Origin of the sequence: Nocardia sp. NPDC024068 (genome assembly GCF_040638875.1) — a bacterium.
GTDB lineage: Bacteria > Actinomycetota > Actinomycetes > Mycobacteriales > Mycobacteriaceae > Nocardia.
On sequence record NZ_JBEZYU010000035.1, the window covers coordinates 15,370 to 40,505 of the forward strand.

A 25,136-nucleotide genomic window follows, 5' to 3' on the forward strand; every position below is an offset into this window, starting at 1 on the left:
TTATCAATCCCATGACCCGCACTCCAGCGATGAGAGCCCGGAGCCACACGGACGGCGTGGGCGCCGAGGCTCGCTTCACCCGTCGATCGCGGCCAGGGTCGCCAGCAGGCGAATGTAATCGTCCGGCCGATGTGTTTCGCCGGGAGCCAGCGGGGGAAGGTCGCCGCCGTGCTGCCGGAACAGCTCCCGCAGCTTCCCCAGGCCGAAGAACGTGATCGGGTCGGTGGCGTCCGACGAGGTGAGGCGGGCGTGCCATTCGGCGTTCTGCTCGCTCCCGGACCGGACGCGTGCCGTGTACCGCTGCGCGGTCTCGGTCATATCCTCGTAGGTGCCGAGAATCGCCGGATGGAGTCCCGCACGCTGCAGCGACCAGTTCATCAGGATCCGGGTGACCCGTCCGTTGTAGTCGAACGCGAAGGGATGGATGACGATCAGCTTCTTCTGCATGAGCGCGGCGATCTCGTAGGGGTTGTGCGGAGCCCTCGTGACCCCCTCGAACCAGTCACATACCTCCTGTAGCGCCGCGACGACCTCGGCCTCGTCCGCGTACACCGGATAGATCAGCCCACCATGGGGGTATTTCGACCCCGGCTTCATGTAGGACGCCAGCGGATCCGCGTCCACGGCGGACCGCTGCTCCTCGGTCAGCGGGACGTCGAGGTGACGGACCACCGCGGCGCCGCTTCGCCCGGGCACCGCGGGTTCCAGGACAGATCCGTGTACACCGGTCTCGAACGGAGCTCCGGAGAAGTTCATCAGAGGTTCCTCGTCGATCGCCGCCAGTCCGTCCGCGTTCAGCGGGGCCTCGAAACCGCCCATACCTCCCATCGCGAACCGCAGCACCCCGCCCTGGTCTGCGACGACGGGCGCGGCCACCGCCCGGTGCACATCCCGGATGAAGTCGACCGTCATCGGCTGCTCGCCGTGTTCGAGTGCCACGACCTTTCCACCGAGCCAGCCGAGGAATTCACGCTTCCCGAAGATCTCCCAGACGGGCTGCCCTCCGGCGATCAGGCCCACGACCCAGAAGTGGTGGTCGATGAACTCTTTGGCGAGCAGCAGCCGCTCGATCTCGGAACGGGCGCCCAGGCGCCCGAATGCCGAGTGGATCTCCGCGTCGACCGCGGCATCGTCGGCTGCCCGGTCGAACGGCAGCACCGTGCCCGTCTCGTCGAGCAACGTCACCTTGATGTCCTGGACGGAGTGGATCTTCGCCGTGGCGAGGTCGCGTGTTGTATCGAGTCCCGCGACCGGATGAGTCGCGACGGTTCCATCGGCGTTCTTCACCCAGACCTCGGATGTCGGGTCGGCACCTGCCCGCCATGTCACTCTCATCAGTGCGGTCGCCCCACCCGGCAACGGCTCCAGCAGAGCGCGTACCTGAGCTGCGGTCCGGCACAGATACTGCTGGTCTTCGATCAGCCGGTCGGCCTCGAGGACGACGCGTTCGTACCGCTCGTTCACCGCCCGGACCGCCCGGTGCGTGCCGTTGTCGACTGTCCGGTGCGGTGCCGGGTTGCCGAGATCGGTCGCCCCGTATGAGTTCACCTCGTCCGCGGGCGCGGCCTCATCGAGTTCGAACCAGAGCACCTCGTAATTGGCGTCACCGTATCTGCCGGATCGCTGGGACCGGGCCGCCAGCAACTCGAGCGCCCACTCACGGCGCACCGTCTCGCCCGCGCGGATCACCGATTCGGACTCGACCGCGAGGCCGGCCGACTCGACACGCAGCGTCCGCGCGCCCCGGCCGCCGGTCACCTCGATGAACAGCAGGCCCAGGTCACCAGCGTCCAACAGCCGGGCACCCAGCTCCGATACGAGCAGTTCGGCGTTATCGGACTGTTCGGACCGCCAGCCCCGCAAATGCTCCCGGACCTGTGCACGGGCCTCTGTCACCGCCTCCGGCCCTGATATGAACAGCTGCGATTTCGGTGCCGGCTGCACAGGAACCTCGGGGGCGTCCTCCGGGACGGAGACAGCGGGAACTCCGGTATTTGGCCGGTATCCCGGATTGGGTTGCCAGTACCGCGGCAGTTCGCGGGCGAGGGCGGCGAAATCGCCGTGCCAGACTTCCGCGGGAATTTCGAAGGTGCCCATGATGCGGTCACCGCGCAGCCCGCCCGGCCAGTGCACGGAGACGATGCCACCGTTGGCCTCCACCACCCCGAAGCCGCCGGGCGCGTCGACGACGTGGATACGGCGTACCATCGTCGCCCCGAACGGCGGGTGGTCCACGTTCATCGATTCGCCGTAGTCGGCGGCCCGGTTCACCCGCACCGTCGTGTAGACGACACTCCCGTCGCGCTGCGCACCCGGAAGAAATCCTTCTTCCCACAGTTCGGGGCCGGGACGCGTATCACCACGAAACAGCAGACCTCCCCCGATACGCCAGCCCGCTCGGACATAGTCGGTCTCGAGCGTTTCCCATCGCCCGCGGATCGCATCGAGGTCGATGCCCGTATCGGCGGCCGACGCGAGCAGGACATCATCCGGCAGTCGAGCGGCCTCACGGCGCCAGCGCACCGGCGCCGTGGGGCCGTCGAGGATCGCCCGCACCACCTGAGCGCCGTCGGACGGGTCCACACGATTTCCGGTGTCGGACGGAACCACCTCGGTCGGCGTCGCCGGTCGCGTGTGGTCGGTACCCGCCTCATCGGGCGGGTCGGGCGACCACGGTGTTCGAGGTGCGTCGACAGTGTCTGCGGGGTCGGGCTGCTTGCCGCGCCGGGCTGCGGTCGCGCCGGTACGGTTCGGAGCGCCGCCGTGCCACTCCTGCCCGTGCTCGTCGTGGTGGAAGGCCACCGCCGCGTCGAGGTTCGGTGCTTGGGCGAACGGTTTGCCGTGTTTCCGGACGGGGAGGTCGAGGGCTTCGGCGGGATCGAATTCCTGGAAGGCGATCGGGCCGGGGACGGGGCCGGGGCCTCCGGCGGGGCGGGGATGGTTGCCGGGAGCGGGGCGGGTCGAGTTGTGCGGGGCGGGTTCCGGTCCGGGTCGAGGTGGAGCCGGTGCTGCCGGGTCGACCAGGACACCGGTGATGTTGTCGCGCTCCCCGGAGTTGATGGCGTGCTGTTCGACCGCGGCGAGTCCGGCGGGCAGGTTGCCCGGGTCCGGCGCCAGACCTTCGAAGACGGTCGCCGCCAGTGTCTGCGCCGCGAAGTTCTTGCCCCACGCGCCGTCGGTGCCCAGGAACAGCAGGCCCGGACCTTTAATCGGGACGGTGTGAGCGTGTGACTCTCCGGTGTCACCGGCCGGATTCCCGAGGAAGCGCGACAGCGTATGAGCGAAGTCGAGGTCGAGCGCCTCGGCTTCGCTCATCGGCGGATTCCTGCTGTCGCCCCGCATGAGCCGCGGGACGATCGAATCGTCTTCGGTGATCCGCTGTGAACCGGTGATATCCGGGCTGAGCCAGTAGGCCCGGCTGTCGCCTCGCCAGTCCACGGTGATCTGGTGCGGCTCCACCAGCGCGATCACCACCGCGGCGGCCGGAGGTGTGGGGTGACCCGCGATTCCGGGAAGTTGCGCCAGCGCCTCGACGGCCGCCGCGGCGGCTGCCGTCGCGCCCTCGACCAGCGCAATCGGGTCGAAACCACCGTCGGGTCCGACGTCTCGCAGTTTTTCGATCAGGTGATCGCGCGCCGCGGCCGTGGCCTCGGCGGAGGCCAGTTCGCTCGATTTCGAGCTCGACGTACCGTCGGCGGCTACCGCGATCTGAACGACCTTGCCGCCGACTACCAGCTTCGCGATTGCGAAGGAATCCTGGTTGTTGTGATGGTCCCCGCCTGCCTTCCCGATACCGATATCGCTGGACCCGGCGATGGATCCGAGGTTCGCGGTCATCCGGGAGGGGTTGGTTGCCACGTCGCGGTAGTGCTCGAGCAGAGTCCGCAGGTAAGTCTCATCGAGCGTCCGAGGTGGTAGCTCGGCCATCCGTACCAACTCGTCCAGGAGATCGTAGGAACGCTGGAGGGCGTCGTACTTCGCGGCCAGCGCATCAGCGGCCGTTTCGTTGTGCTCGGCCGCCTTGTCCGCGACTTCACCCACCCGGACCAACTCGGCGAAGGTGTTTTCTGCGGTCCGGTAGAGCTTTCCGAGGTCCACGTCCGCGAGTGAGACAGGCGCGGCGTTCGTCTCGGGAGAGTTCTCTTTCTGTTCGGCTATTGCCATGGGTTTCGGTGTATCCCGGGCCTGCCCGCCCGTAAGGACCGCGCTGCCGGGGCCGGGTGCGCCGGTCGCGGTTTCCGCCGGTACCGCATTGCGGCTCGGCGATTGTGCGTACGGGTTGTCTTCGGCCGGCTCCGGAGCCTGCGGTGCGACGTACCACGGACCACGCTGTTTCGACCACGGTGTGGTGCCGGGTTCGCGTGCGGGGGTGCCCGGCGTGCCAGGGGTCTGGTCCAGCCGGTCGCCGAGTGCCCGGACACGCTCGTCGGCCGCGCTATATCGATCCAGTGCTTCGTCGAGCCCGGGCCCCGGTCGGCCACTCTGCGCACGGGCGACATCCGATTGCGCGGCCAAGCGCTCGTCGAGGGCGTGGAACTGGTGGACCAGCAGCCGGAGCCGCTGTGGGTCCGCGGACGGACGGGACAGGTCGGCGTGCAGTTCGTCGAGGTAGGTGCCGGCCCGCGTCACCCGGGCCAGATCTTCGGGGGTGGCATGCCTGTTCCGGCGTGCGGCGCCGGCTTCGGCGTCCACCGCCGCGCGGACCGCGTCCAGCCGGTTCTCGTCCACTGCTGCGCGCAGATCTGTTGGCGCGGGCGTGGGTTCGCCGGCCTGGATGCGGGGCTTGTCGGGGTTGCGGGCGTCGGGTCCGGCGGCGTCGGCGTCCGGGCCGTTTCCCACGGCGTTCCAGACGGCCCGATCGATGGGATGCCGGAGGCCGGGCCGATGCCGTGGACGTACGGGATCACCGAACGGGTCGATGTTCTCGGGTGCGAAGGCCGGTGGAACACCCGGCGGCTGGGGCGAACCACCGGGACGTGGCGGGGCCGGGGCGGGCGGTGTGGGTTGCGCCTCGGATTCTTCGCGGCGGAAACGCATGGTCACCGTTTTGCCGGCGGCGCCGGCGGGCGCGAGTTCGTAACCGAGTGAGTCCACGGTCCGCATGACGATTCCCCCGCCGAGGCCGTGGGTGCCCTCGGTACGATCGGCGCCGAGCCGGGGGCCGTTGCTCTCGTTGGCGATCAGCGCATCCAGGTCGATACTGTCCAGCAGTGCTTTCTGCGCGGCGGGATCGTAGCCGCCGGTGGAGTCGGAGTCCTCGCCGGAAGGGAAAGCGGGCTCGGCCTGCGCTGGGACGCGCGCGAAATTCCAACCTGGGACAACACGGGACTCATCGGAGATCGTCAAGACGAACTCATCGTTGCCGGGTCCGCTGAAACCTGCCCTGACCCGGGCGCCTCCTTCGGAGGCGTAAGTGTCCACGTTGCCGAAGAATTCGGAGACCGCCAGCCTGATCATTTCGATCTGGTCATCGGGCCAGTTGTTTTGCTCCAAGAGGCCGACCACCTGGCGTCGGACGGCGCTACCGCCCGGGCCGACTTCACCCTGCGCGAAGGCCATATCGATCAGCGGATCGGCCGGGTGCGGGGCCTGTGGTTGCCGGTCGGATGTCTCGGGGGCGACGAGGGTGAATCGGCGTGTCCGCTCGCCGTTCTTGTGTAGTTCGATTCCCCAACTGTGGGACTTCTCGTCCAGCAACCGCAGGGTCTGTCCGGTTTCGGTCGGTGTGATGGCGCCGGTCGTGCGGTCGGGAGTGTCCCGGGTCGGGGCGGTTCGGCTCTGATCCACCACCTCGACCACCACCCACTGGTCGTCTCCGCGGGTGATATGGATAACGGCGGGGCTCTGGGCTGTGGTCACCAGTGCGGTGATCAGCTCGGTGGCGGCCGGTATCTGTGGTTCCAGTGATGTACCTGCCAGCACTGCCCGGGTCGCCGACACGGCCTGGGCGCCTTCCGTGGTGAGGGTTCGGACAGGTTCCGCAGCGGGTTCGGTGCGTGTGCCTCCCGGACCCGCCTGCTCTGCCCGGCTCCGCGCGAAGATCACCAATCCGGTCAACGCATCGTCGGCATCGTGCACGGGGTCGGAGGCACCACGCATCGGGCGGAAGCCGAGGCGCGCCACGGCATCCCACACGCCGTGTGCTGCGAGCGGATCGAGCACCGTGGTCCCGGTCAGGACTCGACGGGCCTCGGCTGTGCTCACTCCCGCCGCTACGGCGACATCCTCGAGTCGCGCGCGCCTGAGGATGTACGGGGAAGGTTTCTCGGGTCTGAATTGGGCGGCCAATTTACGGGACAGCTGCTTGTGGACCAATACGCCCAACCGCGTCGAATTCTGGGGATGTACGCCCATCTCCGCGGCAGCTTCAGCAGGTGAGTACCCCCGAAGGTAACGCCGTTCCGCCAAACCCGCCAGCAGCTCGGGCATCTTGCCGATGGCGCGTGCCAAGGCGGCCCGGGGCACCGGGATCGCCGCCGGGCCGCGATCGGGGAGGACCTGTGGGAGCAGGTTGCGGACAGCGTCCCATACCCGCCGTGCGACGGCTGGTGTTTCGACTTGCCCTGCCAGCACTCGGCGTACCTGGGTGTCGGTCGCTTCCGCCTGTGTTGCGATATCCGACAACGTCGCCGCTGTACGACCGGGGGCGCCTCCGGCCGCTCGGATCAGCGGCAGGTCGTGAACGCCCCGGGCGGCAGCGTCGAGCACTTGTTGTACAACATCCTCCGGGTGCCCGCCCCCGCCGAGGAGGATCCAGTGTGCGGCTGCCACATCCACCCCGGCCGCCTGCGCGATATCGGCCAAGCGGAGGGTCCGGTGATCCGCGGCCGGTACCCGCGGGCGAGCGTCCGCATTCTGCATCACTTCGGCGCCGGGCAGTCCGACACCGGATTCGGGCTCCCTGTCGAACACCAGGCCGGTGGGTGCGCCGGGACCCGATTCCGAGGCTGGGTTCTGCCGCAATCCGAGCCGGTTCGCGGCCTCGGGCACGCGTGTGGCGACCGATTCCGGCACACTCTCACCCGCGAGAGCCCGCGTGGCCGTCTCGGTGTCGACCCCCGCCAGCCACGCGGCATCTGCGGTGTTGGCCGGTCGCACCAGACCGTCGATGTCGACGGGTGCACCGACCGCCGAGGAAAATCGCTGTACCACCGAGTCTTCCGCCAGTGCCCGCGAGAAATGGGCGGCCAGGGAAGCCAGGGCGGTCCTGTGCAGTAGATCTATATCGGCATCGGGCCCGAGCGCGGCCACGATCTCGGCCGACGCAAGCCTGTCCAGGTACTTTGCTTCGACGTAGCGTGCCACATCCGGATCCAGTTCGGCCAAGGAGTTCTGCAGGGCGGAACGAGTGATGACCCGCAACGGCGGCGCCCCTGCGGGCCTGGTCCGGAACCCGAGTTCATCGGCGGCTTGAAGAATGCGGGCCGCGACTTCAGGATCTCGGCTGCCTTCACCGCGCAGCACCCGGTACACCTTCTGGACCGGGACTCCCGCTTGCGCGGCGACATCACCTGCGGTGATTTCCGCGGCGACCCGCTGGGCAGGGGGAACGACCCGTTCCGCCGGTGGCCGCAAGAGCCCGTGACGATAGGCGGCTTCGCGGATCACGGCAGCTGCTCCGGAGGTCAGCAGAGGTCCCTCCCGAAGCACCTTCGACACCGTGGCCACCCCCACACCGGACTCACGCGCGACCATGGCGCGAGTGACCCGGTGTGTGGCCGGATTCCAGAATCCGAGCCTCTCGGCTGCTTGGTTCACCAACGCGACGACATCATCGGCGACGGCCGACCTGCCCTGGAGCACCATCTCGACCAATCGGGGTTCGACGCCGACCTCCGCGGCGACCGCACCGATGGCAACCCGGCGCGCATCGTCGGGAGCCGGCCCGGCCGGCGAGTCTTTCGGGAGCGGCGGAACAGTCGTCACGGGGGGACTGTCCGGTCGGGCTTCCGGCGGGCCCGTCTCCGGACCCAGGTGTGTGGCGATATTCCGTAGACCCGACTCGAGCAGTGTGTTCACCTGCTCGACCGGAATCCCCATCGCCGTTGCGACCGGCCCGGCCCGCTGAAGGTCTCGGACCCGCATCAGCACGGCCCGGCGTTGCGCTTCGTCGAGCTGTCGGATGGCATCCCGGAACCGTGTCCGGTCGGCCGCCTCGATCCCCGAGATGTTCGGATTCGACGGGGTCACGTCGTCCAGATCGCCGTATTCGGCGGCGACGCGGGCTCGAAAATCCGCGAACTCGCGGTAGCCACGGGCATGTTGCCGGGCAAGCATCTCGAACCACCGGCCCGGGGAGGCAGCCGGTATCCGGTCGTGTTGCCCCGCGGCGTGCGCGAATATCTCCCTGGTGAGTTCGGCAGTCACGTTCCTGTCGCGGACCACCGATTCGACGATCCGGGCCACATCGTCGTGGTACCGGCCACGTAACTCGTCGAAGGCGGCGATGTCACCTTCACGTGCGGCCGGCACCAGCCGCCCGGTATCGAGGCCGGAGCCCGGGGCATGACCCCGTGGTGTGGCGGCGGGCCGGGTGGGTGCAGGCGGAGGGCTATCCGGCTGTGCGGGCTGCTCGTTCGGATTGCTGCCATCCCACTCCCGCCCGTGTTCGTCGTGATGGAAGCCCAACGCCATATCGAGGTTCGGGCCGCCCGGGAAAGGCTTGCCGGGCTTCTTACCCGGGAGGTCGAGTGCTTCGGCACGGTCGATTTCGTGGTGGGCGATGGGGCCGGGCGACGGCTGGGGACCGCCTCCCCGGCCCGGCTCGGACCGGTTCGGACGGGGGGCGCCTGTTTGTTCGGCCTCGGACAACCCGTCGCGGAAATGGCGGACCAGGGTGGCGTTGTTCTCCGCGAGCCACGGTGCCAGCTGCTCGTGGAATCGGTCGAGAGCGGACAGTACGTGGTGCGGGGATCGGCCCGGCTGGAGATCGCTGTACCGTGCGGTGTACGCACCGTCTTCGCGGCGGAGGTCCACCGTGACCTGCCCGGGGTGCCCGCGCACGGGGTGCACGGTCAGGGTGATCGAGTAGCTGTTCAGGCCGGGCGCGGTGCCGCTCACCGAGATCCAGTAATCGTTGCCGAAGCCGTTGAACATCACCGCGGTGTCGTGAGCCACCCGACTGATGATGTTCGCGATCGTCGACTTGATGCTCTCGGGATCCCACAGCCGTCCCTGAGTACGGCCCAGGGCGACATCCGCGGCCGTGATATCGACCCCCCGGGTGCGCATGACATCCAGTGTCTGCACGATGAACCGGAGATCGTAGCGCTGGTCTCCGAATGGGTAGCCCCCCAACGCCAGCTTGTAATCGGGTTCTGCGGGATCGGGGACCACCACGCCGTCGACCACGAACCACAGGCCCCATCCGATGACCCCGTCGGCTCCCGGCTCGTAGGTTTCGTACAACCTGGCGTGCGTCACCACCGAAGCCGGTCCGGTTCGGATATCGTCCGGATCCGCGCCGATCAGGAAGCTGTCCCCGTCCGGGGCGGAGGTGTAGAGGTTGTCGTCCGCGTCGTAGACCTTGCCGTCGCGGATCGTCACGCGCTGGAAGGGCACCCTCGTGGAACCGATTGCCACTACATCGGGTTTCGTCGCGCGCGCGAGCTCGTAATCACGCTCGGGCGGATGGTCGGTGGCCGCGCGAGGACCGGGCTCTCGGACCGCGGGGCGATCGGACGGGTCGGATTTCTCGGCAGGGACTGTCGCGGGTTTCGGCTCCGGCCCGGGCACGGCGGTAAGGATTTCGTCGACGTCGGCGATGAGTGCGTCGGCGATCTTGAACTGCTGGATCACTTCGAGTCCGCGTTGCTGCCGGGGCGTCAGAGTGCCGTTACGTTGCCGGGCGAGCAAGCCGATCAGGGTTTCCTCGACCCGCCGGGGAGTGAACGGTTGCATCGCTCTGCCGCCCAGCGCGATCAGTTCCGCACGCAACGCATCGCGTTCGGTGCGCAACGCCGCCACACGAGCCGGGTCGGTCGCGAGGTCCTGGACGGATGGCATCCGGCCCGGGGCAGCTGCCAGCGGGGTATCACGGCCTTGGTCGCGGTCCGCGGACGTTGCTGCCGGTTGTTTGCGTGACGGGCTGCCGGGGCGGCCCTGGCCGGCGCCGCCGGTCTCGTCTGTGTCGCCGGACTGCTGGAGAGCCGGCGGTGGCGGAGCCGGAACCTCCTGTTGCTCGCCGGGTGGTGTTTTGCGCCGCTTCTTACCGGGCGGCGGGCCGCCGATACCGGCCTGCGCCCACGGCACCGGGCGGACGGTTTCCACCGGCTTCTCCGGTGGCGGGGCGGGTGCCGCCCCCGGTCCGGTGGTGTAGTTCGGGATACCGCCGAGGGGAGGGGCGTATTCGAGGCTGTGCGGATTGAGTCCGGGCCGCTGGGAAGGGTCGGTGGGTGCGCCCGGCGTGGTCTCGTCCGGACGTTTCGCGTAATGGCCCGGTAGTGGGGAGACTTCGGGTGCAGTGGGCGGGGTCGCCGGAAGGTGGGCCGGTGGCGCGGCCGAGAACCGTTGTGGCGGGGTGACCCAGGGGATCGGCGGGGGTTCGGCGTGGGGGTCGGTATCCGAGGGTTCCTGGTCGGGGTCGTGGGGCTGGAAGCGGAGACGTTCGGCGGGGATCTTCGGGCGTGACTCGGATAGTTCGCGGGGGAGGACCGGTTCCCGGTTGGATTCGTCCTCCTCGGCGTGGGGGACGCCGGGGATCGTGATGTAGTCGCCTTGGGCGCGCTCGTATTCCGGGGGGCGTTCCATCGGGTAGGTGGTGCCGTATTCGCCGGGGTCGGGGATGAGGCTCGGGCGGGGCATGGTCACCAGTGGGCCGGGGAGTTGGGGGCGGAACTCTTCGGGTTCGGGGGGCTGCTCGTCCGGTCCGGCGGTACTCATGGTGGGGCCGGGGGTGGGGGTCCGTGCGGAATCCGCAGGGTTCGTGGCGGCGGCGGCGGTGGTGGTGGTGGGCGGGACGGAGCCGGGGGACGGCTCGGCGGGTATTCCGGATTTCGGGGTGGGAAGTGAGGGCTCCGGGCTGCCGGATATCGGGTGCGGGGCGGGCGTTGTCGTATGCGCCGGTGGTGCGGTGGTCGCGGAGAACGGTTCCGCGGGGGTGACGTGTGCGCCAGCCACCGGAGGAATCGAGGTGGGTTCGGGTGCAGCGGGCCGGGCTGTGGGCGTCGGCGCGGCGTCCGGAGCGGGGTTGGTGCGGGCGGAGGGCACGTCACCGAGAGGCGTGCCCTGCCGTGCGGCGACCTGATTCGGTTCGGGTCGTGCGGTGGGATTTTCGGCGTTCGGGGGTGGCGTGGAGGGCGATTCGGTGGTCTTGGTGGCGGACCCGGCGTCGTCCTGCGCGCCTTTCACCGGCGGCGGCTCGGTGGGGCGGTTCGGTGTTTCGGTGGCTCGGCCCGCCGGTGTCTCGGTAACCTTGTTCGCCTGCGGCTCGGTAACGTCGGTTGCCTTCGGCTCGGTGGCCCGCCCGCCCGACTCGGTCACGCGATTCGCAGTCGGTTCGGTGACCGGGCTCGCGGCGGTCTCGACCGCCTCGTTCGTTCGGGCTTCGGTCGCCTGATTCGTCGGCTCGACGGCCTGATTCGCGGTGGCTTCCGGGACGGTGCGTGGGGCGGGGTCCGCCGAGACCGGCGCCGCGGGTTGGTCGAACATCCTGGCCAGGTCCGCGAACGCCGCCTCGGCTGCCGGGTCCAGTGGTGCCGATTCCGGGTCCGGGGGTGGGGCGGCGTCTCGTTCCAGGAGTGCGGCACCGCCCTCCGGGCGATTGCCCAGCGGATCCCAGGGCAGGTCCGGCCGGCCGAGACCGTCGGAGCCGCCGGGTTCCGCGCCGTCGAGCGGGAGCAGCGGCAGTCCGTCGGCGAATTCGACACCGTTGGTGATGAGGACGTCGGGTAGCTCGGAGAGCCAGGTGCCGAGGGCGTTCGGGTCGTCCGTCACGAATTCGGGGCTGATCTGCCGGCCCTCATTGTCGACCAGGTATTCGCGTTTCCAGCCTTCGGAGGAGATGTCGCGGACGATATCGCCGGTGCGTTCGTGGATGACGGTGTGCCCGGCCTCGGTTTTGGTGACGGTGAAGGCGTGTGCGCCGTGTTTCATCTGGATGGCGCCGGCGACGTGGCGGCCGTTGGCGCCGGTGCGGATGTCCTCGACGAGGGCGCGGGGTGTGTCCCAGCCGCCGGGTTTCATATCGCCGTTGAGTGCTTTCATGTAGCTCACCACGTCGACGCCGCGGGTGCCCGCGGTGTCGGGTAGGGCGGAGGGGTTGATGCCGTTGTAGCCGGTTTTGCGGTATGTGTCGGCGACGGATTCGGGGGCGCAATACATTTCGCCGGGGGTGTAGGTATCGGGTGCGGGGGCGGCGTTCCAGGCGCCGTCGCCGGAGTCCGGTGGTGGGGTTTCGGGATAACCCGCGGGCCCGTCGTCACCGCGGTATCCGGTGGGTGCGTCGCCGTCTGTTTTCGCGGTGGGTGGGTTGGCGTCGGAGTCCGCGGCCGCGAGGTTCGGTTCCCCGCCGCCGTCGCGTGGTGCGGAGGTGGACTGTTCGGGTGCGGCGGGCGGGGTTCCGCCGTCGTTCACCGGTGCTGCCGGTGCGTCGGCGGCCGCCATCGCCGGGCGCACCCCGGACTCCGCACCGCCTTCGGAACCGACCGCGGGGCGCGACGGTGTGGTCGAGGAGTCCAGCGAGATCCGTGGCGGGGCGGAGTCGGGGGTCGCGGCCACGGGCGCGGCAACGCGAACCGGCCTTGCTTCCGGCGCGGATACGCCACCGGCGGGTGCGGGGTGAGCCGATCCGGGTGCGGGTGGGGGGTGAGCCGATCCTGGTGTTGGTCCGGTGGCTGTTCCCGGGCCTCGGTGTGTGGTGGGTGTGGCCGGTTGTGCACCGGAGTCTTTCGGTGCGGCAACGCCGTTGCCTTCCGTGCTGGGGCTGGGAGGGCGGGTGGCGCCGCGTTGTTCGGCGACGAAGGCGTCGGCGGCGTTGCGGGCCGGGCCGTCGGGGAACGCGGCCGGGTCGATATCGATAGTGCGGAACACTTCGTCGACCCCGCCGGCGAGGTCGCGGGGAACTTCTTGGCCTCGCGCCATATCCGTGCTGGACAGGTTCCGTGGTGGGCGCGCGTGGCCGTCACCGGTCGAGGTGACCGGCCTGAGTGGGCCGTCCAGGGCGCCGGAAGCGGCCGCTACCCGGTTCACCGGTCCCGGGCGCCGGCCGGGAACGCCGGTTATCGCGGCGCCGGGGGTCGGCGGTGTGGCGCGTCCGGCGGCGCGGGCGGCGTGTAGGGAGGAACTCAGCGACGTGACGAGTCCGGACCCGAACCCGGTCATCACCATGTTCATCAGGTCCCGGCCGCGGAGTTCCCCGCCGGTGACCGCCCACGCCGCGATCCCGCCGGCCAGGCCACCGGAGATACCGCCGAAAGCGCCGGCGGCGAGGGTCGCCAAGACCTGCCGGCGCATGCGTGCTGCTCTGGACGCGGTTTGCAGGCCGCGGCGGGTCACCGCCGCCGCGGCCGCGCGTCCGGCCGAGGCGCCTACCACGCCACCGACACCGCCGGCGAGCACGGCGACCCCGACCTCGCCCCATTCGATGTTGTCGCGGTGGCCTTCGGCGACCTGCAGGCGCTGGGCTCCGTAGTTGACGCCGCCGCCGATGCCCATGCCGAGCGCGGCCGCGCCGAGGGTCATCGACAACCGGGGGAACCGCACGATCCATTTCGCGAGGATCTGGGCCATCCAGGTGAGCATGTTGCGCCAGCCCAGGACGACGGCTTCTTTGGCTGCCAGCCGCTGCGCCAGTCCGATCACCGACCCGCCGGCGGCGAACATCACCAGCGACGCGGTGAGCTGGATGGTGAGTGCGATGGCGATACCTTTGGCCAGGTATTGCTGGAATTCGAGGGCGTTGGCGGCTTCATAGATTTTGCGGGCGAGGGTGTCGAGTCCTTCGGAGACCGCGCGCATGTCGGCGGCGTTGCTGTTCAGTAGTTCTTGCAGCGCCGCACCGGTTTCGGAGTCCATGGACGCGCGGACGGTGTCGAGGGTGAAGTCGTCGAGTTCCTGTGATCGGCGGACCAGCCTGTCCGCGGCCGCCGACAGATAATCGGCGCAGCGGCGCATCGCCTCCGGGTCACCGACCGGGATATGACCGATGACGAGGTCGGTGACCCAGGGCGGGATACCGTCCGGAAGCTGGAACGCCACTACGGATCCGACCGCCCACGCGCGTTCTCGACCACCAGCCGATGCAACACCTTCGCCGGCCCGCAAGCCCGATCACCGAGCAACTCGACCTCGGCGAATCCGTCGATGAGGGCGGCGCCGGGGGCGAGGCGGCCGCGCCGGAAACATGCCCCGCTCAGCTGCTCCCGCCAGTCCCGGTATCCGCGCACCACCGAGGCCAGGGTGTCCCCGTGTGTCCAGGGACCGCTGATCCGGTGGTATTCGGTGATCAGCGCCTGCTCCGCCCACCGCCGCACCGGCGCACCGGCGGTATCGGCCATGATCCGGGCGAGAGCATGCACGATGACCGCGTAGCCGGGGCGTTCGCCGGAGCCGGGAGCGATCCGCGCCGACAGCGCCGCCGCCCTCAGCTTCTCGGCGATGATGCCGGGTTCGGCGAAGGCCCGGCGCTGCAGCACGATCCGTGCCGTGGGCTGCCCATCCGCCGGTCGCTCCCATCGCACCGCCGTGAGACCGGAACGAAGTTCGGCCACCTCGAGACCGCCGAGCGCGAGGAACGGATACCTGGCCAGGAGGTCGTCGAGCGCGGCGGCGATCTCGGCGACCGAGTGCGGGTCGATACCGGAGGATTCGAAGCCGGTGAGGCGCAGGCCGTGCCGGCGGGCCAGCGCGCGCGCCGCCTCCAGCGCCGCGGGATCGGTTCCCGTGGATTCGGCGCCCGGCCGGGCCGCCACGGGTTTGTCTTTCTTCCGTTCGCGTTTCTTCGCGCCGGGCTGCGGTGTGCCCGGTCGCTGCGCGGCGGGTTGCTGCCGGGCGGGCGGCGGCGGCGGGGAACCGCCGGTGGGGGAGAAGACCTGGCCGCGGGGCGCACCGACCGGGATACCGTCTCGTTTCCACGGTGTCGCGGGCCGGTCGGCTCCGGTCGCACCCGGGGCCCGCGACCACGGTGTCTCCGGTGCGGCGCGGGCGGGCGTGGGGTTCGACGGGGCGGCGGGCCGCGCGGAGGTCGCGGTATCGGGGCGGGCGCCGGGGTTCGGCGTGGTAGCGGGTGGTGAACCCACCGCCGGTGTGGTGGCGTCCGAGGTGCCCGGGACGGTGTTCGCGTCCGAGGGGCCGGGGTCGGAGCCGGTGGGGTTTCCGCCGGTCGGTGCCGAGGCGCCGGTGGAGTCCGGGAAGGCCGGCGATCCCACGGGAGGGGTCCCGGGCTGCCAGGCCGACGGATCCGGCGTGGTCACGGTAGCCGGTGTCACGGTGGTGCCCGGCGGCGCCGTGGCCAGGGGATCCGGCACCGCGTTCGCCGGCACCGGTGTCCGATCGACCGGAAGCGATCCGGGTACGACCGGACTTCGGGTGATAGTTTCCGGCCGAGGTGTCTCCATGATCCGGCGGGCGCCATCCAGGTCCTGCTGTTCGAAGGCACCCGCGGCCCGATCGGTTCCGGCGCTGATCCGGCCCAGGTTCTCGATGACCGTACGGAACGAGGTCAGCCCGTCGTCGAGTTCGGGTTCGTAGGTCTCGCCGAACATGCGGCCCGGCTCGTCATCACCCCAGCAGCGGCCTTCCCCGGCCAGCGAGGTTTCCAGTTCGGAGAGGTCACGCCGCGCGTCTTCGGCGATCCGGGCGAGTTCCGGAGACAGCGCGCGCAATGCGTCCAGGTCGATTCGCAGTGATTGCGCCATACGACCGTCCTCAGTGCCTGTACCTCATCCGGAGTCCAATTGTCCCGTGCGGTGCCGCGCGATCGGTTCCCGGAATTCCCAGCCCTGGGAGTTCCGGGGTTGCGCAGGAGGGGAGCGCAGGCAGTGGACTCGCGTGGAGCCCATCGTCATGGGTCGAGGACGGCCGGTCCGTGACGTTCGGTGAAGGCGCGCTCCTGCTCGGCGACGGCCGCGGCCGGGGAGGTCGACGACGTCGAATGCTCGAGCGTGCCGTCGTCCGATACGTAGAACACCGCTCGGTCGATGGCCATCTCGCCCTCGGCGACCGGGACGTACACCATCCAGCCGACGCTGAACCGTTCGGCGGTCAGCCGGGTCAGTGGATAACCGGCGGTGTTCAGGCCCCGGCCGGTGATGTAGTCGCGGACGAACGAGATCGCTTGCTCGGCCGGTATGGGTTCCGGTCTGGTGGAGGCCAGCCCGGCGAGTTCGTACTGGTGGAAAGCTCCGTCGATATCGTGGTCGCCGGTGAATACGTCCTCGAGCGCCGTGCGCGTGACCACGCCTGCCTCGGCGGCCGATACGAGTGCGGCGGCCTTTTCCGCATGGGCGGCGAACCCACCGCCGCCGGCCAGGCCGACGACGAGGTCCCGCACGATATCGGCGGTCCACACGCCCGGCAACGCGGTCGCGCACTGGATGGAGGACGGCGACTCGCCGCGGTACCAACGCCCGCCGTCCCACCAATAGCAGAACGACAGCAGACCCATACCCGCGCGCGTGTTGAGCGTCTCATCGCAGACCCATCCCGGCGCACCCGCGTAGAGGTCCGGTATCGGAGCGCCGTGGTTGTACGCCGCGTCGAGCTCGGGGGCGTCCCAAACCCCGCCGGACAGGACGGCGCGACCGTGGGGCAGCGTGTACAGGGTCGAACCGGCGCGCGCCGCGCCCTCGAAAACCCCGGTCCACGGCAGGATCCGGGGCCCCCACTCGGACCGGGCCGCGACGAAGGCCGCCGAAATCGTCGCCCAGCGGGCCCACAGGATCGGCAACGGCGGGAACTCGTTCTCCACGAGCGTCGGCCACACCCGCTTGTCCCGGTCCGCCCGGACCTGCGCCGCCGCCTGCTGTGCGCCGCGCCGCTGCCGGTCGCCGTGCCCGATATACGCGCCGAGCCACACGGGCACTTCAGAGCGCGGGAACGCCTCGAGGTCGGCGCGGTACGCCTCTGGGGGGAACAACTGTGATTCGGGAAACGGGTCCTCGCCGTAGTCGTATTCCACCTCGGGCTCGCCGGAACCGGTCAGCGTGAGCAGCATCCGCCACCACGGGCCGCCGGGACCCGCGTGCTGCCGCCGGTGCTCGCGGGCGAGTTCCAGCACGGTCTCGGAGGGCTGGGACGAGAGGACCTGTCTGCCGTCGGAGTGGACGACGACCGCATGCTGGGCCGTCACGGTGAGCGCGAATACCGCGTCGATCCGTTCCCAACCGGCCGGCGCCTCGGTGACCAGCGCCCGGATCAAGGGATGGTCCGGAGTCGGTTCGTAGGGTTGGTCGGGCACCGGCTCTCCTTCCGCGGCCGTCGCCTTCGTCGCTTCCGGACGAGTGGGCGGACGGGCCCGGTCACTGTGTTTCGCGATCGTCGCGACGCACGCGGGCGGGGCCGGTCGGGGGTGAGGCTACCAAGTCGGCAGGACTGGTTTCACGCGTGGGAAACAGGGGCAGTAGTGCGGTTCTCGCCGGTGGGCAGTCAGTTTGCTGGTGCGCGATCAGATTTCGGATGGGCGGTCAGAGTTCGGGCGGGCGGCTTTCGGGGGGGCGCAGCGTGCGTGCGCGCGAGCGGTTCCCGGGAGCGCCCGTGCTGGGGGTGCTCCTGTTGTGGCTGAAGTACGCGATGGAGGCTTTGTCGACGTTCTGGTCTCCGAATTGCAGGACAGCCTCGCCATTTTCGCCGCCCGTGTCGAGTAACCGCGGTACCGCGTTGCCCGGGTTCTCGATATCGATCTCGAAAACCCGGAGTGTGTCATCGACATTGGTGATGATCCGGCCGAGGTATTCGGTGTCCTTCTGGGCGACGATGAGGGCGACGTCGACCCCGTTTCCCGGGGTGCGGACGATATCGACAACCGCGCCCAGGTTGTCGACGGCGTGCGGCCGGAGCTGGGAGCCGAGAACGGCTTCGAGAGGTTTCGAGTTGCCCTCGATGGGTGCGCCGGTGTTCGCGGGGAGCGGCTCGTTGTGCGCGGCGCTGCGGAAGCGGGGGATTTTGGAGAATCTTCGGCGGCGCGGCGCAGCGGTGCTCGTATCGCCGCCCGCCGCCGACTCGGCCCGTGGGCGTTGAGCGTATGCGCGAGCGCGGTGATTCCGGCCGCGCGGTGTGAATGCGCCGCTGGCGTCGAATTCCCGGAATACCCGGTCGAGCTGGATCGCAGTGTTCTTGACGACGATATCGGGATCGGGCGTGGTGACCGATCCCGGGTGCCGGGCCGAACCGTCGCCTTCCGGCGGTGCTTCCTTCGCGTGTCGCAGCGTGCGAAGGCCACTGATGGTCGCCCCGATGACCAGCGCGCCGAATGCCGCGGCGGCTCCCATCGCCGCTCCCTCCGGACCGGCTATCGCCATACCGGTGGCGGCTACTATGGGGCCGGCCGCTCCGCCCAGCGAACCGGCGATATTGGTGACTGCTGTAAGACTGCCGTTGAATTTCTCGGGAAACACCTTGCCCCAGTGAATGCCGAAAGCCAGGTTGTTGAAATGGGCGGCCACACCCGACAGTGCATAGGCACCGGCCAGCACCGGCCAGCTGTCCGCGGTCGCAAGCACTGCCATCGAGGCCGACAGGCCGACGAACGAAACCGGATAGGTCCATTTCAGGTTGACGCGCTCGAATTTCTCCGGTAGTACCGCCCGGGTGAGCAGGATACCGCCGGCGACCGAGGACATGAGTACTGCCGCGATACCGCCGTTGAAGTCCAATTCCTCGATTCGCACCGACAGGATGAACGTGCCTGCCGCGGTGGTGAGGACCGCGGGGATGTTCATGATGGTGAAGTTGCGCATCCATTTGTCCGCCCAGAGGACCTTCAACGCGTCGGTGTACTTGACCTTGTCTTTGGCTTCCGGCTCCCCTGGGGGGAGCTTGCCCAGTATCAGCGTATTCGTCGCTTGGGCCAGCGCGTTCAGTGCGGCCGGGGCCCACGGCCCGACCAAAAGGGTCAGGGGTCCCACGCCTTTGCCGAGCCCGGCCGACATCGCGCGATCCCGCAGCACCAGTCTTTTGGCAAGTGCTTGGTCGGCCTCTGTTTTGGCCAGCCTGGGGGCGTAGACGAAGTTGGCATTCTGGGCGATCGCGTCGCTGGCCATGCCGACCAGGTACGCGCCCGAGAGGGCCACCATGAATCCGGGTTGATCGGCCAGGATCCAGATACCGCTGGTCGTCATGACCGCGGCGGTCCCGGCGGCGTTGTAACGCAGTATGGCCCGGCTGTCATAGGCGTCGGAGAGTTTCCCGGCCGCGGCTTGACTCAGCACGGTGACCGCCTGGCCCGCAGCCAGAACGCCGGCGACATCACTGGCCGAAGCGCCGTGCCGAAATGCCACCAGTGAGTAGGCGGACCCGAAACCGAGGCTGGCGATATTGCCGATAACCGCACCGTTCGATCTCAGTTTGAGTTCGGTTGCCGCCGACGGCTCTTCCTCGGGCGGAGTATCGCCACGGGTCGCGCCGCCGCCGTCGCGGCGGACGATCCCGAGCTCGCGGACCGTTCTGTATTTCTCCTGCTTCAGGCTCTCCCAGCTGTCCAGCGGTTTGTCTTCGAGCCAGAGCGCCGCCGGTATCGGGTCGCCCGCGTGCACAGCCGGAAGTCCCGGTGCGCCCGCGCGCCGTCGGCCGGGCACCGAAAGCGGGGTGGGCGGTAGGTCCTGCTGTGGCTTCGACCAGGGAGTCGGGGCCTGCGCGATGGGCCGCGGTGTATTCGCGGCCGTGGACTCGGGGAGATCCTGCGCCCGGCGGCGTCCGGCCCGGGTGCCGTCTTCCGGCACGACCCGCGCCCAGGGGATCGGGCGGAAGGCTTCCACCGGTTTGCCCGGCGGGCGGGCCGGGGTGAGTGTGGGGACGCCGGCATGGTCCGGGATATCGCCCGGCGGCCGGAACTCGTCGAGGCCGTGCGGGTTGTGGCCGGGGGCGCGGGACGGATCCGTGGGCGCCCCCGGTGTGTACTCGTCCGGGCGAGTGGAGTAGCCGCTGGGGAGCAGCGTGGGGTCGGTGAGGCCCGTGGACGTGTCGGCGGGCAGGTGTGGAGGCGCGGCGGTGAAATGCTGTGGCGGAGTGACCCACGGGGTCGCCGGGGTTTCGGCTTCGGGGTTGGCGTCGGGATCGCGGTCGGGGTGCTGAGGCTGCAGGAATCGCGGTCGTTCCGCTGGGAGATTCGGACGAGGGTCCGCGATTTCGCGGGGCAGGACCGAATCCCGTTTCGACCCGTCCTCTTCGACGGGTGCGATACCGGGAATCGCGAAGTAGGTGCCGTCGGGGCGCTCGTGCTGCGGCGGGAGGTCCAGCGGATACGTGGTGCCGTGCGCACCGGGATTCGGGACGAGACCGATCCTGGGCAGGTCCACCAGCGGACCGGGGTTCCGGGGGTGGAACTCCTCGGGTTCGGCGGGCAGCGCCTCTGGTCGATCGTCCGAACGGACGGCCATGACCGGGTTCTCCGTGGGCGGCAGCTCCTGGACCGGCGTAACTGCTGCCCAGGGGGTCGGATCGTCTGCCGGCGCCGCGTGCGCGGCTGCCGCCGGGATGCCGGCCGTCGCCGGTGGGGCAGCGGTGTGTGGGCGCCCGGGAGCCGGGCCTGCCTCGGCCGTCGCCGGGGCCACCGGGCCTCGGGGCTCCGGCACGGTGCTACCGGCTGCGGGATTCGCCTCGGGTTTCGGCGGCGAGGTGGCAAGACCGGTCTCGGGGACCATTGCCGTGCGAATTGTGGGGTCGGCTCTCGGCGCGGGTTCCGGAGAAACGGCCGGAACGGGGCCGATCTCCGCGGTTGCCGGGCGCATCCCGGCGAGGAGCCCCGGTTCGACCGTAGGGGCCGGTAGGGCAGCGGCAGTCCGGTCTCCCTGCTGCGCATACCCTGCCGGTCCGGGATCGGCCACGGGTTCGGCCGGCAGGTCGAAATTCCGGGCGATATCGGCGAATGCCGCCTCGTCGGCGGGAGCGAGGGAGACGCGCTCCGGGGTCGGTGGCGGTGCGGCTTCCCGGTCGAGGAGGGCGGTGCCGTTCTCGTGGAGGTGACCGATCTTGTCCCAGGGGACGTCGATACCGGCCTTGAGACCGTCGGGGCCGCCGGGGCCGGAGGCGTCGATCCGGATCAGCGGGAGTCCGTTGTCACCGAACTGCACGGCGTTGGTGATTCGGGTCTCGGGCAGTTGGGTGAGCCATTGGTGCAGTGCGCCGGGGACTGTCTCGTCCCGGATCTTCACTCGCGAACCCGCGGGATCGACTCGATATTCGCGGACGATGCCCTCACTGTGGACTTCGCGGATGATGGGGAACCGCTCGGGCAACCCGCCGGGGCCGGGTCTGGTCACCATGAGCCGCTCGGCGACCATGACATGGCCGGGTTTGGTGTGGGTGACCGTGGCCGCGTGCGCACCCCAGTCGAATTGGAACACCGCGGCGGCGTGGCCGCCGTTGACGGCGATATCGTCGATGAGTTCTTCGGGTGAGCGCCATCCGCCGGGTTTGAAATCGCCGCCGAGGGCTTTCGCGAACGATGCCGCGTCGACACCCTCGATGGCGGCGCCGTCGCCGATCGCGTCGGCTCGGCCGTACCACTGCGCGCCTCGCTGCTCGGCCCATTCCTGACTGCGTGCGGCGACTTCGGGGGCGCAGTACATTTCGCCGGACTTCGGATCGTAGTGGACCGTACCGGGATGGTAGGCGCCGTCGCCGGTCGGCGGCGGATCGCCGTCGGTGATACCGGGTGTATCGCCGCGACCGTTGCCGGGTGGATTGCCGTCGGTGGCGACAACGCCGTCGCCCGCCGGATTCGGACCCGCGGCAGTGTGGTCGGCGGCCGGCCCTGCTGTCGCCGGGTCGTGTGCCGTGGTGGCGGGCGCCTCCGCGACCGACGCGGTCACGCGCGGACCGGGGTCGCCACCGATCCCTTCCGGGGCGCCGGTGGCCGGGTGCGAGGTGGTGACGGATCGCTCCGGCACCACCGGCGGGGCGGGTCCGTCTGGTGTGGCGGATACCGAGGCGGTGACTCGAATCGGGCGTGCCTCCGGTGCCGCCGCGGCGCCGGCGGGCCCGGGATGGCCTTGCCCCGGCATGGGGGCCGCCGGTGTCCCGGGACCACGGTTCCCGGTAGGCGAAACAGACTGTGAGCCGGCATCTTTCGTCGCACCGCCCGGGTTGTTCACCTCCGGCCCGGCGCGGCGGGGAGCGCCGTTCTGTTCGGCGACGTAGGCGTAGTAGGCCTCGCGTGAGGGACCCGGCGCGAATTCTCCGGGTTCGAAGCGCCCGGCGGCGTTTTCGCCTATTTTCGTGATTTCGCCGGCGAGCCGGCCGGTGACTGCCCCGTCCTGTCCGGTGCTGCCGCGAGTAATGCTCTCGGGCGGCGCGACATGGCCGTCGCCGGGAGCGGAGGCGATATCGGGCACCGGCCCTTCCGCGGTCGGGCTCGGGACCCGTGCTGCCGATCCGGCGGCGGCACGGGCGGAATTCACTGACGAACCCACCGATCCGACCAGTCCGGAGCCCGCGCCGGTGATGATCATGTTGATCAGGTCGCGCTTCCGCAGATCGCCACCGGTGACGACGAAGGCGGTGATTCCGCCTGCCAGCCCGCCGGCGCCGCCACCGGCGACGCCCGCGGCCAGGGTCGCCAGGACCTGCTGCCGCATCCGTGCCGCTCTGGATGCGGAATCAACGGCGTAGCGCCCGACCGCCGAAGCGGCCAGCCGACCGGCATAGACGCCGGCGATGCCGCCGACGGCGCCCGCGGCGACGGCTACCCCGACCTCTTTCCAGTTCACTTTCTCGCGGTGGCCCTGAGCGACCTGAACCTGCTGCGCGCCCCAGTTCACGCCGCCGCCGATCGTCATTCCGAGTACGGTCGCGCCGAGGACCATCGACGCGCGTGGGAACCGCACCACAGAGGTGGCGAGTATCTGGGCGAGCCGGGCGAGCATCTGGCGCCAGCCGAGCATGACGGCTTCCTTCGCCGCGAGCCGCTGGGCGATCGCGATCACCGAACCACCGGCGAAGAACAGCGCCCCCGATACCGCCAGTTGCAGCATCAGTGCCGCGATTATTCCGATCGCCAGGTACAGCTGGAATTCGACGGTCGTCGCGAATTCGTAGGTCTTGCGGGCCAGATCGTTCAGACCTTTGGCGATGGCACGTTTATCGGTCACGATGGTGTCGAGCTGTTTCCGAATGGCCGCGCCGGCCGCGCCGTCGATTGCGAGCTCGACGTCGGTGCGGGCCCGCTCCTCCAGCCTGTCGGCAAGGGCGTCCAGCGCGTTCGCTGCCGAGGACAGATGGTCGGCGCTGCGGCGAATCTGTTCGGGAACGGCCTCCGGTAGGTGTCCGACGACCACTTCGGCGACCCAGGGCGGAATACCGTCCGGTAGTTGCACCACTACGGAACCGACCGCCCGCGGGCTCTCTCGACCGCCACGCGGTGCAGCGCTTTCGCCGGGCCGCACGCGCTGCCGGCCCGCAATTCGACCTCGGCGAAACTGTCCACCGACGCGGCCAGTGGATCGAGGCGGCCGTGAGTGAAACAGGCATCGCTCGCGCTGCCCCGCCATTCCCGGTATCCCCGGACGACGGCGGCGAGGGTGTCGCCACGGTTCCACGGACCGCTGATGCGGTGGTACTCCGTGATCAACACCTGCTCGGCCGACCGCAGCGCGGCCGGTCCGGCCGTATCCGCCACGACTCGGCCGAGAGCATGGACGATGGTGGCGTACACGGGCCGATCGCCGGATCGGGGTGCGATCAGTCCCGCCGCCGTGGCGGCCGTCGTCGTCGCGGCGGCCCCCTCGGGAGTCGCGAAGGCGGAGCGCCGCAGCAGAATCCGGGCGGCGGCGGGCTCATCGGCGAGCCGGTCCCATCGGACTCGGTAGACGGCATCCGCGGGGAGGTCGGTGATATCGATTCCGCCGAGAGCGAGAAACGGGTATTTGCCGAGGATATCGTCGAGCGCTGCCGCGATCTCCCCGACGGAACCGGCACCGATGCCGGAGGTTTCGAATCCGGTCAGCCGCAGGCCGTGCCGGTCGGCCAGGGCGCGTGCCGCCTCCAGCGCGGCGGGATCGGTGTGAACGGCGTCGTCGCTCGGCCGGCCCGGTATCGGCTCGGTCTTCTTCTGTTGCTTCTTCCCGCCGCGCGGGGGTTGCGCGGGGTGGTTTCCCGGCGGCGGGCCCGCCGAGTTCGGTGCCGATATCTGATTCCGGCCCGGCCCGGCCGCGGCATCGCTCCGTTTCCACGGGGCGGTCGACGAGGCGGCGCCGGTAGCACTCTTGGGCTGCGACCACGGGCTACCCGGAGCTGCTCGGGCGGCCGGTGTTCCGGGTGCGGCGGTAGGCCGTACTGCGCCGGGGCGTTCGCCCGGCGGTCCGGGTGTCGCTCTCGTTGCGGATGCCGGTGCAGGCTGCCCGCCGAGTGCCGATGGGTCCGAGCGGGCGGCCGGGTACTCGGTCCCGCTGGAGATATCGCCTGGAAATCCGGCGTCCGTGCCGGCGGACCCGGGCCCGGTTGTTGCCGTGTTGTCGGGTCCGGCCGTTGTGGTGCTGTAGGGAAAAGTGTGCGTTGATGATCCGCCGGTCTCGCCCAGCGGTGCCACGGGGGCGCCTGCCGGCTCGGTTCCGGTCGTCGCCGGGCCCGGATACCGCGCCGGGCCGGATCCGGGCGGGATGTCGCCGGGGAACTGCTCGCCCGGAGAGGTTCCGGGAGCGTCGGGGAGGGGCGTTCCGGGAGACGAGGGATCCTGTATCCAGCGGTTCCCCTCCTGGTCCTGGCGTTCGAAGGTATCGCCGGCGTCGCCCACCGCCGTACCGACCCGCCCGAGGTTGTCGATCACCGTCCGGAACGCGGACAACCCGTTGTCGAGCTCGGGGGCGTAGGCCTCGCCGAACAACCGGCCCGGTTCGTCTTCGCCCCAGAACCGGCCCTCCTCGGCCAACCCGATTTCGAGGGCGGCCAGCTCCCGCTGCGCCGCCGCGGCGATCTGAGCCAGTTCCGGGGACAATGTGCGCAGCCGTTCCAGATCGATTCGCAATGATTGCGCCATACGACCGTCC

General features: G+C 69.9%; 5 protein-coding genes. All 5 read right to left on the reverse strand.

Annotated elements, in window-relative coordinates; translation table 11 throughout:
- Nucleotides 1-75 precede the first annotated feature (75 nt).
- A complete protein-coding gene (locus AB0F41_RS22430) occupies nt 76-14,196 on the reverse strand; it encodes a Fic family protein (protein ID WP_357426781.1) in 14,121 nt (4,706 codons plus the stop codon).
- Nucleotides 14,196-15,854 (reverse strand): hypothetical protein, encoded by a 1,659-nt coding sequence (locus AB0F41_RS22435; RefSeq protein ID WP_357426783.1) that lies wholly within the window; start codon nt 15,852-15,854, stop codon nt 14,196-14,198. The genes AB0F41_RS22430 and AB0F41_RS22435 overlap by 1 nt, the downstream gene beginning before the upstream one ends.
- 146 nt (nt 15,855-16,000) lie before the next feature.
- Complete coding sequence (locus AB0F41_RS22440; RefSeq protein WP_357426785.1) at nt 16,001-17,395, reverse strand: hypothetical protein; 1,395 nt, start codon at nt 17,393-17,395, stop codon at nt 16,001-16,003.
- Between the two features lie 226 nt (nt 17,396-17,621).
- Complete coding sequence (locus tag AB0F41_RS22445; protein WP_357426787.1) at nt 17,622-23,468, reverse strand: hypothetical protein; 5,847 nt, start codon at nt 23,466-23,468, stop codon at nt 17,622-17,624.
- A gap of 2 nt (nt 23,469-23,470) precedes the next feature.
- Nucleotides 23,471-25,126 carry a hypothetical protein gene (locus AB0F41_RS22450; protein ID WP_357426789.1) on the reverse strand — a complete coding sequence of 552 codons (1,656 nt, stop codon included), beginning with the start codon at nt 25,124-25,126 and terminating at the stop codon, nt 23,471-23,473.
- Between the last annotated feature and the right edge of the window lie 10 nt (nt 25,127-25,136).

What these genes read in the sequence shown, in the direction of transcription:
- AB0F41_RS22435 (WP_357426783.1), bottom strand. Translation starts at nt 15,854, where the DNA reads ATGGCGCAATCACTGCGAATCGACCTGGACGCATTGCGCGCGCTGTCT.
- AB0F41_RS22450 (WP_357426789.1), bottom strand. Translation starts at nt 25,126, where the DNA reads ATGGCGCAATCATTGCGAATCGATCTGGAACGGCTGCGCACATTGTCC.